A 16392-nucleotide genomic window follows, 5' to 3' on the forward strand; every position below is an offset into this window, starting at 1 on the left:
ATCCGTTTTGTGCAATGCCCTGAACCGGGCGCGGGATGTGGATTGTTGCGGGCATGGCGGGCCGCAGATCCGGTAGATCTGACCCTCTCCGATAAACTGTCTTCTTTGCGATCGCATTTGAACGCTAAGCTTGGGCTTATGGATGACTCAGATTATTTACGCCTGCTGACCATCGCGGCCGAGCAAGCCAACGCGTTCCTGTCCAATGCCCGCAAATGGGAGCGTGAGCGTTGGGTCTGTCAGCGCCTGCTGCAAGGCCTGAACATTCCCTATCGCGCCGACGAATTCGCCCCGGCCGGAGAGCCGCCGGACGTGCTGTTTCGTGACGCCAGTTTCGAAGTGTTTTTCGTGCTCGATGAAGGCCGACGCCTCAACGACGAATGGCGTGACGAGCTGCAACGCCGGCGCAGCGCATTTTCTCTGAGTTCACTGGTGCGCCGCGAGGCCAAGCCCCGGCGCATCCCGGCCAATGAGTTTTTGCTGAGACTGGCGCCGACCTTGCGCAAAAAAGCCCACAACTACAAAGAACGCGGCATGGACCTGGGCGAACTGGACATCATCGCCTTCGCCAGCCTCAAGCGCGAAGTGCTGGACCTCAATAGCCATTTCCCGCCGCCGACCGAATACCTGCGCCAGGGCTGGCGCTCGTTGTCACTGGTCGGCCCAACCTTCGCCCGTGTGCTGTTCGCGCACCCGGATGCGCCGGATTTCCTGCGCAGCAACCTGGGTCGCAGCATTGTTTTCGACGTCGGGATCAGCCTGTGAGTCCATTGCAGGAACTGATTGCCGAAGTGCCGCAAACGGGTCGCGTTCGCTGGATCGGCGTGCGGCCGCAGTCACGTTCTCAAATGATCGAACTCGATGCAGTGGAGGCGCGGCTTGAAGCCGGTTTGACCGGTGATCACGCGCGTCCCGGCGCGCGCAACGCACGGCAAGTAACGCTGATGCAATGGGAGCATCTGGCGGTGATCAACTCGCTGATGGGCCGCCCGGCGGATCAACCGGTGTTAGCGCAGGACTTACGACGCAACATCGTCGTCAGCGGCATCAATCTCTTCAGTCTCAAGGGTCGGCGCTTCAGGATTGGCCAGGCGATTTTCGAAACCACCGGCTGGTGCCAACCCTGCGCCCGCCTCGAGAACAACCTCGGCCCCGGGACCTTTCAGGCCGTTCGCGGACATGGCGGAATCACGGCCCGAGTGTTACAAAGTGGAATCATTCGCCTGGACGATACGGTGAGCGTCGAGCCCATTCCTGCCAGCGGCTATGCTCCGTTCAACGTAGGGTAAAACCTGCTTGTAGCTTCTACACATTCAGCAACGTCTACCCCTGACGAGGCCCAATATGACCAGCCGCCTGAACCCCGACGACCAAAAGCATGTCGAAGAGTACCTGCAACTGTCCCAGCACCAAGTCGAGCGCCGGCCCTTCCGGCCGTGGATGCTCCTGGTGGTGGTGTTGGCAGTGACCATTGGTTTAGGCCTGTTGAGCCGACTTATCAGTTACCTGACGCTATGAGCTGCATCGCGCTCGCTCGGGTAATTGCACCGATTTCTTTTAGCCTTGCGAGATATCCCCATGACTCATCGTATTGTCATCGTTGGCGGCGGCGCCGGCGGTCTGGAGTTGGCTACCCGTCTGGGTAAGACTCTGGGCAAGCGCGGCACGGCCAGTGTAATGCTGGTCGACGCGAACCTGACCCACATCTGGAAACCGCTGTTGCACGAAGTGGCGGCAGGTTCCCTGAACTCTTCCGAAGATGAACTCAACTATGTTGCCCAGGCGAAATGGAACCACTTCGAGTTCCAGCTGGGGCGCATGAGCGGGCTTGATCGCGCACAGAAGAAAATCCAGCTGGCCGCCACCTACGACGAAGCCGGTATTGAACTGGTCCCGGCGCGCGAAGTGGGTTACGACTCGCTGGTGATCTCGGTCGGCAGCACCACCAACGATTTCGGGACTCAGGGCGCGGCGCAACACTGCCTGTTCCTCGACACCCGCAAACAGGCCGAGCGCTTCCACCAGCAATTGCTCAACCACTACCTGCGCGCCCATGCCGGGCAGACCGACAAGGTCGAGCAGATCAGCGTCGCCATCGTGGGTGCCGGTGCCACCGGGGTCGAACTGGCCGCCGAATTGCACAACGCCGCGCATGAATTGGCCGCCTATGGGCTTGACCGGATCAAACCGGAAAACATGCACATCACCCTGATCGAAGCCGGGCCACGGGTGCTGCCCGCCTTGCCGGAACGTATCGGCGGGCCTGTGCATAAAACCCTGGAGAAACTCGGGGTCAACGTCATGACCAATGCTGCGGTCAGTGAAGTGACGGCCGACAGCCTGATTACCGCCGATGGCAAAGTCATCAACGCCAGCCTGAAAGTCTGGGCGGCTGGGATTCGTGCGCCGGGTTTCCTCAAGGACATCGATGGTCTGGAAACCAACCGGATCAATCAGCTGCAAGTACTGCCGACCCTGCAAACCACCCGCGACGAGAACATCTTCGCCTTCGGTGACTGCGCGGCCTGCCCGCAGCCGGGCACCGATCGCAATGTGCCGCCACGCGCCCAGGCTGCGCATCAGCAAGCTTCGTTGCTGGCCAAATCGCTGAAACTGCGGATCGAAGGCAAACCTTTGCCTGCGTACAAATACACCGACTACGGCTCGCTGATCTCACTGTCGCGTTTTTCGGCTGTGGGTAACTTGATGGGCAACCTCACCGGCAGCGTGATGCTTGAAGGCTGGCTGGCGCGGATGTTTTACGTGTCGTTGTATCGCATGCACCAGATGGCGCTGTATGGCGCGTTTCGTACGGCGATGCTGATGTTGGGCAGCAAGATCGGGCGCGGGACTGAACCGCGACTCAAACTTCACTGACACACATCCACTGTGGGAGCGAGCTTGCTCGCGATAGCGGTCTGACATTCAGCGCATCTGTTGAATGTTAAGCCGTCATCGCGAGCAAGCTCGCTCCCACATTTGTTATTCAGTGCCTTGCAGATCTGTGTCTCACTGTATCTCTCCCGCCGTTTCACCCCTTCGCTTACAAACTCCCCCCTTGCGCGACACAGTAGCGATACACCACGCCCGCTAAATGGCCACACCCGAGCAAGGCTCCTCGCCAGCTACGGTTATCGCCGCACTTACGTGGCGTCCTTTATCGAACGGTTGTGTCGTGCAACCCAGGAGTATTGAAATGTCCCGTACCACCAAAAACACTATCGGTTTGCTCGGCGCTGTTTTGGCCGGTGGCATGATGTTGTCCGGTGCTGTGTTCGCCTCGCAACCTCTGACTCAGGGTTACCTGCTGGCCTCGGCCGAACAGGTGGTGAAGACCCCCGAAGGTAAATGTGGCGAAGGCAAATGTGGCGATGCGTCGATGGCAAAAACCGACACAGATGGCGACGGCAAGGTCTCCCGTGCCGAATTCCAGAAAGTCGCGCCGAAGTCCAATTTCGACAAGATCGACACCAACCATGACGGCTTTATCGACGAGCAAGAGGCTTACGACAACGTGAAGGCCAACTTCGAAGCCAATGGCAAGAAAATGCCAAAAGGCCTGTTCGAGCACTTGAAAGACCAAGACGGCGCCTAAGCTTCCGAAAACCAAGCCGCGCTTTTCCGTCGAGAAGCGCGGCTTTTTTGCGTCTGGAAAATTTAAAGCTGGAAGCGCCGCACCATGCCCTGCAAGGCATTGGCCAATTGAGACAGCTCATGGCTGGACGCGCTGGTCTGATCCGCCCCGGCAGCAGATCGCACCGAAAGGTCACGAATATTCACCAGATTGCGATCCACTTCCCGCGACACCTGCGCCTGTTCTTCAGCGGCACTGGCGATCACCAGATTGCGCTCGTGGATCTGATACACCGACGCGGTGATGGTCTGCAACGCTTCGCCTGCACGCTCGGCCAGAGCCAATGTGCTGGCCGCACGGGTTGAGCTGGCCTGCATGGAATCCAGCGCCTGAGTTGAGCCGTTGCGCATGCCCTGAACCATTTGCTCGATTTCCTGAGTCGATTGCTGCGTGCGATAAGCCAAAGCGCGAACTTCGTCGGCAACCACCGCAAAACCTCTACCACTTTCCCCGGCGCGCGCCGCTTCAATGGCAGCGTTGAGGGCCAGCAAGTTGGTTTGCTCGGCAATTGCACGAATCACATCCAGAACCTTGCCGATGTCCTGAGACTGGTTGGCCAAGGACTGCACCAATCCGCCCGTGATCTGTACATCGCTGGCAAGAGCGCCAATGGCCGTGACTGTTTCGCTGACCCGCTCCTGGCCGGCGTGCGCGGACTCACTGGATTGGCGCGTGGCATCGGAGGTCGACACCGCGTTGCGAGCGACCTCCTCCACCGCGGTGGTCATTTCGGTGACAGCCGTCGCCGCTTGTTCGATCTCGTTGTTCTGCTGTTGCAGGTTCTGCGTGCTGTCGAGGGTGACCGCATTCAATTCGTCAGCCGCTGTCGCCAATTGCGCCGCCGAGCCGCTGATACCTTGCAAGGTTTCACGCAGGTTGCGCTGCATGGTCGCCAACGCCTTGAGCAAGCGACTCACTTCATCGTTGCCATGGGTTTCGATGGGGCGCGTCAGGTCGCCTCGTGCCACGTTTTCCGCGGCATTCAACGCTTCGTTCAACGGCTTGACGATGCTGCGGGTCAGCAGCATCGCCAGACCGACGGTGGCCAACGCCGCCAATGCGATGAACAGGCTGACGATCATCCGCGATGTTTCGTAATGCGCTGCAGATTTCTGGCTCTCGGCGGCGACTTGTTTGGCGAACAGATCCGCCAGGTCAGTCAGCTGTTTGCCGGAACCATCGACCACGGTTTTCATGTCGATCAGCAGCAGTTTGGTCAGTTCGTCACGGCGACCCTGTTCGGCCAGGGAGAACGATTGAGCAATGCCGGAGCGATAAGCCGCGAAGGTGGTTTTGAACTGGTCATACAAGACTTTGCCTTCTGCGGTGTTGACCAACTGATCATAAGCCGCAATCTTCTGGCTCAACTCTTTGTCGCGGGTGTCCATCTGGCCGCGGTAGACAGGGATGTTCTTCGGGTCGTGATCCAGGGCCATGCGCAGGGAAATGGTGCGGATGCGCAGCATGATTTCGCGGATCTCGTCACCACCGCGAATACTCGGCAGCCATTGTTTCTCCACCGCCACCTCGCTGTCGCGAATGCTCGACATCTGCCCCAGGGCAAAAATCCCGAGCAAAGCGACCAATAGGGCAATCAGGGCAAACCCCAAAGCTGCCCGAGGAGCGATATTTAACTGACGAAGCACCATAACGAACGCCCTTTTCTTGTAGTGGCTTGGATAAGGGGTGTTGTTTCGGCAGTACCCCGTCGCCTCGTTATCGGCAAGTTATACGATGACTGAAGTGTTATTTCTCGAAGACAAAAAATCGAAGACAAAAAAAATCCCCGTATCTTTCGATACGAGGATTTTTAATATGGTCGGGGTAAGGGGATTCGAACTCCTGACATCCTGCTCCCAAAGCAGGCGCGCTACCGGACTGCGCTATACCCCGGTAATAAAAAGGCGACCTTTAAAAAGTCGCCTTCTTCGATCAGTGCTTTTGGCCTCTGATCTTAAGATCTGATCCCAGCGTGAACTGGTTTCAAAAATGGTGGGTCGTGTGGGATTCGAACCTACGACCAATTGGTTAAAAGCCAACTGCTCTACCAACTGAGCTAACGACCCAAAAATGGTCGGGGTAAGGGGATTCGAACTCCTGACATCCTGCTCCCAAAGCAGGCGCGCTACCGGACTGCGCTATACCCCGGCTTGAAATTGGCTCCGTGACCAGGACTCGAACCTGGGACCCAATGATTAACAGTCATTTGCTCTACCGACTGAGCTATCACGGAACTACATATTTCAATTTACAACTGTGAAGCTTGCTTCACCTCTTCGACCCGTTCGCATCGCTGCGTTCGTGTGTCTGAGGCGCGCTATTCTACAATCTTAAGCACCTCTGTCAACCCCCTAAATTGCTTTCAAGTTAATGATTTGCAACTTATTTCAGATTCCTGCTTGGGGAGCTGGAACCCTTCAGGGCGACTTACTGCGGGGCGCACTTTACAAGCCTTTTCCTTTCAGTTCAATAGCCTGGCGAAAAAAGGCCTCGCGATGCGAGGCCTCTTCAATTTTGCTGCCGCCGTGGATCAGACGAATACGATTTCGTCGTTCTCCACGACACCCTTGGCGGTATCGCCCGGCATGAAACGACCGGACAGAATCAGCTGCGCCAGCGGGTTCTCGATCCAGCGCTGGATCGCTCGTTTGAGCGGCCGTGCGCCGTAAACCGGGTCGTAACCCACCGCGATCAGCTTATCCATCGCCTCAGGGCTGAGATCAAGCTTCAGCTCGCGCTCGGTCAGGCGACTGCGCAGGCGTCCCAGCTGGATCTCGGTAATGCCAGCGATCTGATCCCGAGCCAACGGCTCGAAGATCACCACTTCATCGACCCGGTTGATGAACTCCGGCCGGAAGTGCGTGGAAATCGCGTCCATCACCGCCGCACGCTGCGCCTCACGATCACCGACCAATTCCTGGATCTGCACCGAACCGAGGTTGGAGGTCATGACAATCACGGTATTTTTGAAATCCACCGTGCGGCCATGACTGTCGGTGAGTCGGCCATCTTCCAGCACTTGCAGCAAGATGTTGAAGACGTCCGGGTGGGCCTTCTCGACCTCGTCCAGGAGGATCACCGAATAAGGCTTGCGACGCACTGCCTCGGTCAGGTAACCGCCCTCTTCATAGCCTACGTAGCCTGGTGGCGCACCGATCAGACGAGCCACGGAATGTTTCTCCATGAATTCGGACATGTCGATCCGCACCATCGCCTCTTCCGTATCAAAGAGGAACTCGGCCAGCGCCTTGCACAGCTCGGTTTTACCGACACCGGTAGGGCCGAGGAACATGAACGAGCCGCTCGGGCGATTCGGGTCGGACAACCCGGCACGGGACCGCCGCACGGCGTTGGAAACGGCAATCACCGCTTCGTCCTGACCGATCACACGTTGGTGCAACAGGCTTTCCATCTTCATCAGCTTGTCGCGCTCGCCTTCGAGCATTTTCGACACCGGAATGCCGGTCCACTTGGACACGACTTCAGCGATCTCTTCTTCGGTCACCTTGCTACGCAGCAGCTGGTTTTCAGTTTTGCCGTGCTGGTCGACCATTTGCAGGCTGCGCTCCAGGTCCGGGATGATCCCGTACTGCAACTCGGCCATGCGGTTCAAGTCGCCTTTGCGGCGGGCCGCTTCCAGTTCCTGACGGGACTGTTCGATTTTCTGCTGGATCTGCGCAGAACCCTGGACTTCGGCTTTTTCCGCGTTCCAGATTTCCTCCAGGTCCGAGTACTCACGTTCGAGGCGGACGATTTCTTCCTGGAGTTTTTCCAGACGTTTTATCGCGGCTTCGTCGCTTTCTTTCTTCAGCGCCTGGGATTCCACCTTCAGCTGAATCAGACGGCGCTCCAGACGATCGAGCACTTCCGGCTTGGAGTCGATCTCCATGCGGATGCGGCTAGCCGCTTCGTCGATCAGGTCGATGGCCTTGTCCGGCAGCTGACGATCGGTAATGTAGCGGTGACTGAGCTTGGCCGCGGCGATGATCGCGCCGTCGGTGATCGCCACCTTATGGTGAACCTCGTAGCGCTCTTTCAGGCCACGCAGAATCGCGATGGTGTCTTCTTCGCTCGGCTCGTCCACCAGCACTTTCTGGAAGCGCCGTTCGAGGGCCGCATCCTTCTCTATATATTGGCGGTACTCGTTGAGCGTGGTCGCACCGACGCAGTGCAGTTCACCACGGGCCAACGCAGGCTTGAGCATGTTGCCCGCGTCCATCGAGCCTTCGCCTTTACCGGCACCGACCATGGTGTGCAGTTCGTCGATAAACAGAATGATCTGCCCTTCCTGCTTCGACAGTTCGTTGAGCAGGGATTTGAGGCGCTCTTCGAACTCACCGCGGTACTTGGCACCGGCAATCAGCGACCCCATGTCCAAGGACAGCAGGCGCTTGCCTTTCAGTCCATCTGGCACTTCGCCGTTGATGATCCGCTGGGCCAGGCCTTCGGCGATGGCGGTTTTACCCACGCCAGGCTCACCGATCAGCACAGGGTTATTCTTGGTACGGCGCTGCAGGACCTGAATGGTCCGACGAATTTCGTCGTCACGGCCGATTACCGGATCGAGCTTGCCTTCTTCGGCACGCTTGGTCAGGTCGACGGTGTATTTATCCAGCGCCTGGCGCGACTCTTCGTGGTTGGCGTCATTGACGGCCTCACCACCACGCAGGTTGTTGATCGCGTTTTCCAGGGCTTTCTTGCTGACGCCCTGGCCGAGCAACAATTTGCCGAGCTTGCTGTTCTCGTCCATGGCGGCGAGCAACACCAGCTCGCTGGAGATGAACTGGTCGCCCTTCTGCTGGGCCAGACGATCGGCCTGGTTGAGCAGGCGCGCCAAATCCTGCGACATGTTCACGTCGCCGGTTGGATTCTGGATTTTCGGTAGTTGGTCGAGCTCTTTGGTCAGCTCTTTACGCAGGCTGTTGACGTCGAAGCCAACCTGCATCAACAGGGGTTTGATCGAACCACCCTGCTGCTCAAGCATGGCTTGCATCAAGTGCGCCGGTTCAATGCCCGGATGATCGAGGCCAACGGCCAAGGATTGGGCGTCGGACAAGGCTAACTGCAACTTGCTGGTTAAACGGTCTATACGCATGGGTCACCTTCCTTTTGAGCAGGCCGGACCTATAAAACATCCTGAATGAAGAAACCTGCCAGATACCGTTATAGATGCGGTCGATTCTGGAAGATTCAAGCGTCAAACAGTTGATGCAGATCAGCGAAGTCTAGCGTTCGTGCCCTGTCTCACGGATACGTTCCTCTTTTGACGAGTGGCTGTTGTCGTCAGGCAAGGCGCCGCGACGAGTCATAGCGCGCTATGGCGAGGAGCGGCAACGCAGCATGACGGCAACAGACACCGTCAAAAAGGAACAGTATTCGTGAGACAGGGCACTACAGCCAGATCAGGGAGGCAAACCGACCGGTGCGTGGACTGCGGCGGTAAGAAAAGAAGCGAGGATCGGTCACGGTGCAGAAACCGCCACCATAAACAGCGGTGACACCGCGAGCCGCCAGACGTAAGCGCGCCAGCTCGTAAATGTCAGCCATGAATTTGCCAGCATTGGCACTCGGCACAAAGGCTTTGGCGGCTTCGGGCAATTGCTCGACGAAGGTTTCGCGCACTTCAGGGCCGACTTCAAAGGCTTGCGGGCCAATGGCCGGGCCCAACCAGACCAGCACTTCTTCTGGTGGCACAGCCAGCGTGTCTAGAGTCGCTTCCAGCACACCCGCCGCCAACCCGCGCCATCCGGCATGGGCCGCCGCGACGCGAGTGCCTGCACGGTCGCAAAACAATGCCGGCAGGCAATCCGCGGTCATCGCCGTGCAGGCGATACCGGGCGTTGCCGTCCAGCTGGCATCTGCAGTGGCCACCTGGCTTGGGTCTGCGGGGGCCACGGCAATGCCGTGAACCTGCTTTAACCAGGCCGGTTGAATAGAGAAATGATCGGTGAGGCGACGGCGGTTTTCGGCAACAGCTTCGGGGCTGTCATCGACGTGATCGCCGAGGTTGAGGCTGTCGAACGGCGCCAGACTGACGCCGCCCGCACGGGTGGTAACGCAGGCTTTCACCCCGGCAGGCGCAGGCCAGTCGGGAATCAGCCAGTCACTCATCCGATGAACGCCTCGCGGTCTTGCTTGAGCAGCGTCAGCAACCAGACGAAATCGTCCGGCAGTGGCGATTCCCAGCTCATGCGTTTACCGGTGGTCGGGTGATCCAGCTCCAGGAACCGTGCATGCAGCGCCTGACGCGGGAACGCCTTCAACGATTCGATCATGGTCACACTGGCTGCCGGCGGAATGCGGAAACGACCGCCGTAGGCAGGATCTCCGACCAACGGGAAGTTGATGTGAGCCATATGCACACGAATCTGGTGCGTACGACCGGTTTCCAGCTTCACCCGCACGTGAGTGTGGGAGCGGAAACGCTCGAGCACGCGGTAATGACTGACGGCTTGCTTGCCACCTTCCATCACAGCCATGCGCTGGCGTTGCTGACCGTGACGACCGATCGGCGCGTTGATCTTGCCGCCGGCAGTCACCACACCGATCACGATGCACTCGTAGATCCGGCTTACGCTGCGGCTCTGCAATTGCGTGACAAGCTGTGTCTGCGCCTGAATGGTCTTGGCCACCACCATCAGACCGGTGGTGTCCTTGTCCAGGCGATGCACGATACCGGCGCGGGGCACATTGATGATGTCCGGCACGTGGTGCAGCAAGGCGTTGAGCAAGGTGCCATCAGCGTGACCGGCGGCAGGATGCACCACCAGACCCGCGGGTTTGTTGATCACCAGGATGTCGTCGTCTTCATAGACGATGTCCAGCTCGATGTCTTGAGCGATCCATTCGCCCTGAGCTTCCTGCTCGGCAGTGAGTTCAAGAATGGCACCACCATGAACGATGTCTCGCGGGCGGATAACCGCCCCATCCACAGTCAGGTGGCCGTCTTTGATCCAGGCGGAAAGGCGCGAGCGCGAGTGCTCAGCGAATAATTGTGCGGCGACTTGATCGAGGCGTTGGCCGCCCAATTCGGACGGCACCTCTGCGCGAAGTTCAATTTTATCGGACATGCTCAGACTAGGCGTCGGCACAGCCTTTGGTTTCGGCTGCGCGCTTGTGGTTAAATACGGCGTCTTTTGCCCCGAGGCTATTCAACGGGGCGCTCATCATAACAGGACGGCCCCGCCCAAGACAGCGGCCGTCATAGGGACGCAAGCCGCCATGCAAGTGAAACACCTGCTGCTGATCGCCATCCTCGCATTGACCGCTGCTTGCTCATCGAAGGAAGTCGTAGACGAAAACCTGAGCGAGGTCGAGCTGTACCAGCAGGCTCAGCACGATCTGGACAACAATAGCTACACCGCCGCCACAGCCAAGCTGAAGGCGCTGGAGTCGCGTTATCCGTTCGGTCGCTACGCCGATCAGGCTCAACTCGAGCTCATTTACGCCAACTACAAGAACACCGAGCCTGAAGCTGCGAAGTCCGCCGCCGAGCGCTTCATTCGCCTGCACCCGCAGCACCCGAACGTGGATTACGCGTATTACCTCAAGGGTCTGACTTCTTTCGACCAGGACGTCGGCCTGTTGTCGCGCTTCCTGCCGTTGGACATGACCAAGCGTGACCCGGGCGCCGCTCGCGACTCCTACAACGAGTTCGCCCAACTGACCAGCCGCTTCCCGAACAGCCGCTACTCGCCGGACGCCAAGCAGCGCATGATCTACCTGCGCAACCTGTTGGCGGCCTACGAGATTCACGTTGCCGACTACTACCTGACCCGTCAGGCCTATGTCGCCGCCGCGAACCGTGGTCGCTACGTGGTGGAAAACTTCCAGGAAACCCCTTCGGTCGGTGACGGCCTGGCGGTGATGACAGAGGCCTACCAGCGTCTGCACCTGGACGACCTGGCTGCCACCAGCCTCGAAACCCTGAAGCTCAACTACCCGAACCATCCAAGCCTGGTCGACGGTCAGTTCCAGCCTTCGGTAGCCGAAGCCGACAACCGCTCGTGGTTGAGCAAGGCCACCCTGGGCCTGATCGAATCCCGTCCACCGCTGCCGCCGGGCGAAACCCGCGCCAACCAGGACGTGCAGAAGCAGTTCCAGGACGCGAAGGACGCGATTCCGAACGATCTCAAGCCTAAAGATGAAAATGGCGACGTAATCGAAGAAGAGGAACACGAGTCTGAAGCCAATAACAGCGACCGCTCGTGGTTCAGCTACATGACCTTCGGCGTGTTTGACTGACACATCGGGTTGTACAAAAAGGAGCCTTTCGAGGCTCCTTTTTTATGGGCTCGATGATTACGCTGTGCGCTGGTCATGTCCTTGGCTAAACTGGCTCATCACTCGTCAAATAGCAGCTCATCATGCTTCGTTTACTGTTCTGGATCGCCCTGATTGCCGCTGCGGTATGGTTCTGGCGCAAGTTCAAGGGCCAGGCTTCCGTGCCCAAGTCCTCTGCCGAGCTGGAAGCGGCCCCGATGGTCCGCTGCGCCCATTGCGGCGTACACCTGCCACGCGACCGCGCGCTGAGCCTTCAACAACAGTGGTATTGCAGCCAGGCTCATCTTGAGCAAGGCCCGGGCTCCAGTGATCGCTGAGACCTCCAGTCCCGGCAGCAAACAGGCCCAGCGACTGCTGCGCCTCTATCACCTTTACCGTTTGAGCATCGGCATCACCCTGGTGCTGTTGATCTCCAGCAACATGGACAACCAGTTGCTGACGTTCAGCAATGACGACCTGCTGCGCGGTGGCAGCTGGTTTTACCTGGTGTTGAATATCCTGCTGGTGGTATTCCTCGGAAACACCCGGCGCCCGGCGCAACTGTTCAGCCTGGCGCTGACCGACGTCCTGCTGCTGTGCGGTCTGTTCTACGCCGCCGGCGGAGTGGCCAGCGCCATCGGCAACTTGCTGATCGTATCGATAGCCATCAGTAACACCTTGTTGCGAGGGCGCATCGGCCTGCTGATTGCCGCCGTTGGCGCACTCGGCATCGTCGGGCTGAGCTTCCTCCTGAGTTTCAGCCATCCCGCCACCCCCAACGATTACCTGCAAGTCGGCACGCTCGGCGCCTTGTGTTTTGCTGCGGCATTGCTGGTACAAGGGCTGATCCGACGCCTGGAGGTCAGCGAAACCCTCGCCGAACAACGGGCCAGCGAAGTCGTCGGCCTCGAAGCCCTCAACGCACTGATCCTGCAACGCATGCGTACCGGCATCCTGGTACTCGACGACAAACGGCGGGTTCAACTGGCCAACCACAGCGCCTTGAACCTGTTAGGCAGAGAAAATCTTGCAGGCCAGCTGATCGACGACTACTTACCCAGCCTGGTCGAACGCCTGCAATTGTGGCTCAACAATCCGACGCTGCGCCCCCAGAGCCTGAAAGTCGCCAGTAGTGGTCTGGAGGTGCAACCGAGCTTCATTGCCCTGGACCAAAGCCCCCACCACCAGACCCTGGTCTTTCTCGAAGACCTCGCGCAAATCGCTCAACAAGCCCAGCAATTGAAGCTCGCCGCCCTCGGTCGCCTGACCGCCGGTATCGCCCATGAAATCCGCAATCCTCTGGGCGCCGTTAGTCATGCCGCGCAGCTATTGCAGGAATCAGAGGAACTGAACCGCGCGGATCGACGTCTGACACAGATTATTCAAGACCACTCTCAGCGAATGAATCGGGTAATCGAAAACGTCCTGCAACTGTCCCGCCGCCAGCAAACCGTAGCGCAACGGCTTGATCTGAAGCCGTGGCTGGAGCAGTTCGTCAACGAAACCCGCGAGGGGGCGACCGAGCATCAGCAGATTCATCTGCGCATCGGCTCAGGAGACTTCAAAACCCTGATGGATCCAGACCAACTGACCCAGATTCTCGACAATTTGTTGCGCAACGCCTGGCGCCATAGCGCCTTGAATCACGACCTGGCGCAGGTCTGGCTCGAGTTGTTCGTCGACCCGGACAGCCAGCTGCCAGTCCTCGAGATCCTCGACGATGGCCCCGGCGTGGCACCGGAGCATCACGTGCACTTGTTCGAACCGTTCTTCACTACCAGCACCCAAGGCACCGGCCTGGGGCTTTATCTGTCCCGTGAGCTGTGCGAAAGCAACCAGGCCCGCCTAGACTTCAAACCACGCCAAGGCGGCGGCTGCTTTCGCATCACCTTTGCTCACGGACGGAAACAAAGTTGAACATGAGCCCACGGCAAAAAGTCCTGATCGTCGACGACGAACCGGATATCCGCGAACTCCTGGAAATCACCCTGGGACGGATGAAACTCGACACCTTTAGTGCCCGCAACCTCGGCGAAGCCCAGGCCCTGCTGTCGCGGGAGGCGTTCGACCTGTGCCTGACCGATATGCGACTACCGGACGGCACCGGCCTTGAGCTGGTGCAACACATCCAGCAACGCCACCCCCAAGTACCGGTGGCAATGATCACCGCTTATGGCAGCCTGGAAACGGCGATCAACGCCCTCAAGGCCGGCGCCTTCGACTTCCTGACCAAACCGGTGGACCTCACTCGCCTGCGGGAACTGGTCAGCAGCGCGCTTCGGTTGCCTGCGCCGGGCGGCACCGGCATCGCCATCGATCGCCGGCTGCTGGGTGATTCACCGCCGATGCGCGCCCTGCGCAAACACATCGACAAACTGGCCCGCAGCCAGGCGCCGGTGTACATCAGCGGCGAATCCGGTAGCGGGAAGGAATTGGTCGCACGACTGATCCACGAGCAAGGACCGCGCGCCAGCCAACCGTTTATCCCGGTCAATTGCGGAGCTATTCCGTCGGAATTGATGGAGAGCGAATTTTTCGGGCATCGCAAAGGCAGCTTCAGCGGCGCCATCGAAGACAAACCCGGGCTGTTTCAGGCGGCCCATGGCGGCACCCTGTTCCTCGACGAAGTGGCTGATTTGCCGCTGGCAATGCAGGTCAAACTGCTACGGGCAATACAGGAAAAAGCCGTTCGCGGTGTCGGCGAGCAGCAGGAAACCGTGGTCGATGTGCGTATCCTTTGCGCCACCCACAAAGACCTCGACGCCGAAGTCGCCGCCGAACGCTTTCGCCAGGATTTGTACTACCGGTTGAACGTGATCGAACTACGGGTGCCGCCCTTGCGCGAACGCCGTGACGACATCGAATCCCTCGCCAGCCATGTGCTCAAACGCCTGGCCATCAGCACTGGCCAACCCGCCGCAAAACTCCACCCACAAGCCCTCGACGCGCTGAAAAGCTATCGCTTCCCCGGCAACGTGCGGGAACTGGAGAACGTGCTCGAACGGGCTCATACGTTGTGCGAAAACAAGCAGATTGAAGCCAGCGACCTGCGACTGGCCGAAGGCAACTGCAACCCGGAAGGCGGTGTGCCGGACCTGACGCAGATCGACAACCTGGAAGACTACCTGGAAAACGTCGAACGCAACCTTATCCTCCAGGCCTTGGAAGAAACCCGCTGGAACCGCACGGCGGCGGCTCAGCGGTTGAATCTTTCATTCAGGTCGATGCGCTACAGGCTCAAGAAACTTGGATTGGATTGAGGGACCCATCGCGAGCAAGCTCGCTCCCACAGGGCTCAGTGGCGTGCACATAATCTGAACACACCTCAGATCAACTGTGGGAGCGAGCTTGCTCGCGATGGCGATAGGGCAAGCAATCAAAATCTAACGGTTAAATACGCCCGGCCGGTGCATACGGCGCCGGATCAATGATCGGCTCACGCCCCAGCATCACATCCGCAAACAACTGACACGACGCCGGCGCCAGCACCAAGCCATTACGGTAATGCCCGCAATTGAGCCAAAGCCCTTCGAACCCTGGCACCCGACCGATGTAGGGAATGCCTTCCGGCGAGCCCGGTCGCAACCCGGCCCAGTGCCCCACAACCTCGGCATCCGCCAGCGCAGGAATCAACTCCACCGCCGACGCCTTCAGGCTCTCCAGGGCAGATTCGGTCGGCGTCTTGTCGAAGCCTTCATGCTCCAGCGTACTGCCAATCAAAATGTGCCCATCGCGCCGAGGAATCGCATAACGCCCCTTGGCCAGAACCATGCTCGGCAGGAAATCCGCTGCGCATTTGTAGAGAATCATCTGCCCTTTCACCGGCTCGACCGGCAGGTCCAGACCCAGGATTTTAAGCAAATCACCGCTCCAGGCACCCGCAGTCAGAACCACCTGATCGCCATGAATCGCTCCCGCCGAGGTCTGCACCCCGACCACCGTAGCGCCTTCACGGATAAACCCGCTGACTTCACACTGCTCATGAATCGTCACGTTCGGCAGCGCCAGCAACGCAGCCTTGAGGGACTTCACCAGCCGCGGATTACGCACATTGGCCACATCGGCCATGTAGATCGCCCGGGAGAAACCGCTCCCCAACACCGGTACCGCGTCGTGAGCCGCCGAGATATCCACAGCCCGCAACGGACGGTTTTCCCGCTCGGCCCAGGCCAACGCCTCGGCCTCGTCATCCAGGTCCAGCCAGTACAACCCGGTGGTATGCACCTCGGGATCGACACCGGTGGCTGCAAACAGTCGCTCGCCCAGCTGTGGATAAAAATCCTGGGACCAATGCGCCAACGCGGTGACCGCCGGGCTGTAGCGCCACGGGTAGAGCGGCGAGACGATGCCGCCGCCGGCCCAGGACGACTCCTGACCGACATTCGAACGATCCAGCAGCACAACACTTTGCACTTCGGACGCGAGATTGAACGCTGTCAGCAGACCAATCACGCCGCCGCCGACAATCACCACTTGCTGTTGCCTGGTCATGTTCT

General features: G+C 59.1%; 14 protein-coding genes, 4 tRNA genes and 1 pseudogene. 9 read left to right on the plus strand and 10 right to left on the minus strand.

Annotation, left to right across the window (positions count from 1 at the left end; translation table 11 throughout):
* Positions 1-138 precede the first annotated feature (138 nt).
* The 5 genes from ACA079_RS27910 to ACA079_RS27930 all read left to right on the plus strand — a co-directional run bounded on the left by ACA079_RS27910 (position 139) and on the right by ACA079_RS27930 (position 3595).
* Positions 139-765 carry a DUF1780 domain-containing protein gene (locus ACA079_RS27910; RefSeq protein ID WP_008154887.1) on the plus strand — a complete coding sequence of 209 codons (627 nt, stop codon included), beginning with the start codon at positions 139-141 and terminating at the stop codon, positions 763-765.
* Positions 762-1289, plus strand: a complete 528-nt coding sequence (locus tag ACA079_RS27915; RefSeq protein WP_497701662.1) for an MOSC domain-containing protein — start codon at positions 762-764, stop codon at positions 1287-1289. Before ACA079_RS27910 ends, ACA079_RS27915 begins: the two co-directional genes overlap by 4 nt.
* A gap of 55 nt (positions 1290-1344) precedes the next feature.
* The gene (locus ACA079_RS27920) at positions 1345-1518 is read left to right on the plus strand and encodes a DUF3094 domain-containing protein (protein WP_008154890.1); all 174 of its coding nucleotides are present in this window, start codon (positions 1345-1347) and stop codon (positions 1516-1518) included.
* A gap of 60 nt (positions 1519-1578) precedes the next feature.
* The gene (locus tag ACA079_RS27925) at positions 1579-2877 is read left to right on the plus strand and encodes an NAD(P)/FAD-dependent oxidoreductase (RefSeq protein ID WP_415759089.1); all 1299 of its coding nucleotides are present in this window, start codon (positions 1579-1581) and stop codon (positions 2875-2877) included.
* A gap of 319 nt (positions 2878-3196) precedes the next feature.
* On the plus strand, positions 3197-3595 hold the full coding sequence (locus ACA079_RS27930) for an HvfA family oxazolone/thioamide-modified RiPP metallophore (RefSeq protein WP_415765579.1): 399 nt from the start codon (positions 3197-3199) through the stop codon (positions 3593-3595).
* Positions 3596-3657: 62 nt separating this feature from the next.
* Here ACA079_RS27930 and ACA079_RS27935 read toward each other — a convergent pair whose 3' ends face one another.
* The 9 genes and pseudogenes from ACA079_RS27935 to rluD all read right to left on the minus strand — a co-directional run bounded on the left by ACA079_RS27935 (position 3658) and on the right by rluD (position 10704).
* Positions 3658-4521 carry a methyl-accepting chemotaxis protein gene (locus ACA079_RS27935; RefSeq protein WP_497704390.1) on the minus strand — a complete coding sequence of 288 codons (864 nt, stop codon included), beginning with the start codon at positions 4519-4521 and terminating at the stop codon, positions 3658-3660.
* Positions 4513-5283 (minus strand): annotated as a pseudogene (locus ACA079_RS27940) (MCP four helix bundle domain-containing protein); the annotation flags it as partial. The gene ACA079_RS27935 and the pseudogene ACA079_RS27940, both read right to left, overlap by 9 nt.
* 167 nt (positions 5284-5450) lie before the next feature.
* Positions 5451-5527 (minus strand) — tRNA-Pro (locus ACA079_RS27945).
* A gap of 97 nt (positions 5528-5624) precedes the next feature.
* Positions 5625-5700, minus strand: a tRNA-Lys gene (locus ACA079_RS27950).
* A 5-nt stretch (positions 5701-5705) separates the two neighbouring features.
* Positions 5706-5782: transfer RNA gene (locus ACA079_RS27955), tRNA-Pro, on the minus strand.
* Between the two features lie 9 nt (positions 5783-5791).
* Positions 5792-5867 (minus strand) — tRNA-Asn (locus tag ACA079_RS27960).
* A gap of 297 nt (positions 5868-6164) precedes the next feature.
* Positions 6165-8729 (minus strand): ATP-dependent chaperone ClpB, encoded by a 2565-nt coding sequence (gene clpB / locus ACA079_RS27965; RefSeq protein WP_095130594.1) that lies wholly within the window; start codon positions 8727-8729, stop codon positions 6165-6167.
* Between the two features lie 296 nt (positions 8730-9025).
* The gene (pgeF, locus tag ACA079_RS27970; protein WP_497701663.1) at positions 9026-9745 is read right to left on the minus strand and encodes a peptidoglycan editing factor PgeF; all 720 of its coding nucleotides are present in this window, start codon (positions 9743-9745) and stop codon (positions 9026-9028) included.
* Entirely contained in the window at positions 9742-10704 is a 963-nt protein-coding gene (gene rluD / locus ACA079_RS27975) for a 23S rRNA pseudouridine(1911/1915/1917) synthase RluD (RefSeq protein ID WP_415771489.1), read from the minus strand. The genes pgeF and rluD overlap by 4 nt, the downstream gene beginning before the upstream one ends.
* 151 nt (positions 10705-10855) lie before the next feature.
* On the opposite strand from rluD, the gene ACA079_RS27980 reads away from it, so the two are divergent.
* The 4 genes from ACA079_RS27980 to ACA079_RS27995 all read left to right on the plus strand — a co-directional run bounded on the left by ACA079_RS27980 (position 10856) and on the right by ACA079_RS27995 (position 15156).
* Positions 10856-11878, plus strand: coding sequence for an outer membrane protein assembly factor BamD (locus ACA079_RS27980; RefSeq protein WP_150658187.1), 1023 nt, complete (start codon positions 10856-10858; stop codon positions 11876-11878).
* Positions 11879-12000: 122 nt separating this feature from the next.
* On the plus strand, positions 12001-12234 hold the full coding sequence (locus ACA079_RS27985) for a PP0621 family protein (RefSeq protein ID WP_008154904.1): 234 nt from the start codon (positions 12001-12003) through the stop codon (positions 12232-12234).
* A complete protein-coding gene (locus ACA079_RS27990; protein ID WP_497701664.1) occupies positions 12224-13813 on the plus strand; it encodes a sensor histidine kinase in 1590 nt (529 codons plus the stop codon). Before ACA079_RS27985 ends, ACA079_RS27990 begins: the two co-directional genes overlap by 11 nt.
* Positions 13814-13815: 2 nt before the next feature.
* On the plus strand, positions 13816-15156 hold the full coding sequence (locus ACA079_RS27995; protein ID WP_497701665.1) for a sigma-54-dependent transcriptional regulator: 1341 nt from the start codon (positions 13816-13818) through the stop codon (positions 15154-15156).
* 130 nt (positions 15157-15286) lie between these two features.
* Here the strand turns inward: ACA079_RS27995 and thiO are convergent, their stop codons facing one another.
* Positions 15287-16387: a glycine oxidase ThiO gene (gene thiO, locus ACA079_RS28000; protein WP_497701666.1), complete on the minus strand. Its 1101-nt coding sequence runs from the start codon at positions 16385-16387 to the stop codon at positions 15287-15289.
* Between the last annotated feature and the right edge of the window lie 5 nt (positions 16388-16392).

The organism is Pseudomonas sp. LBUM1645 (genome assembly GCF_059716185.1).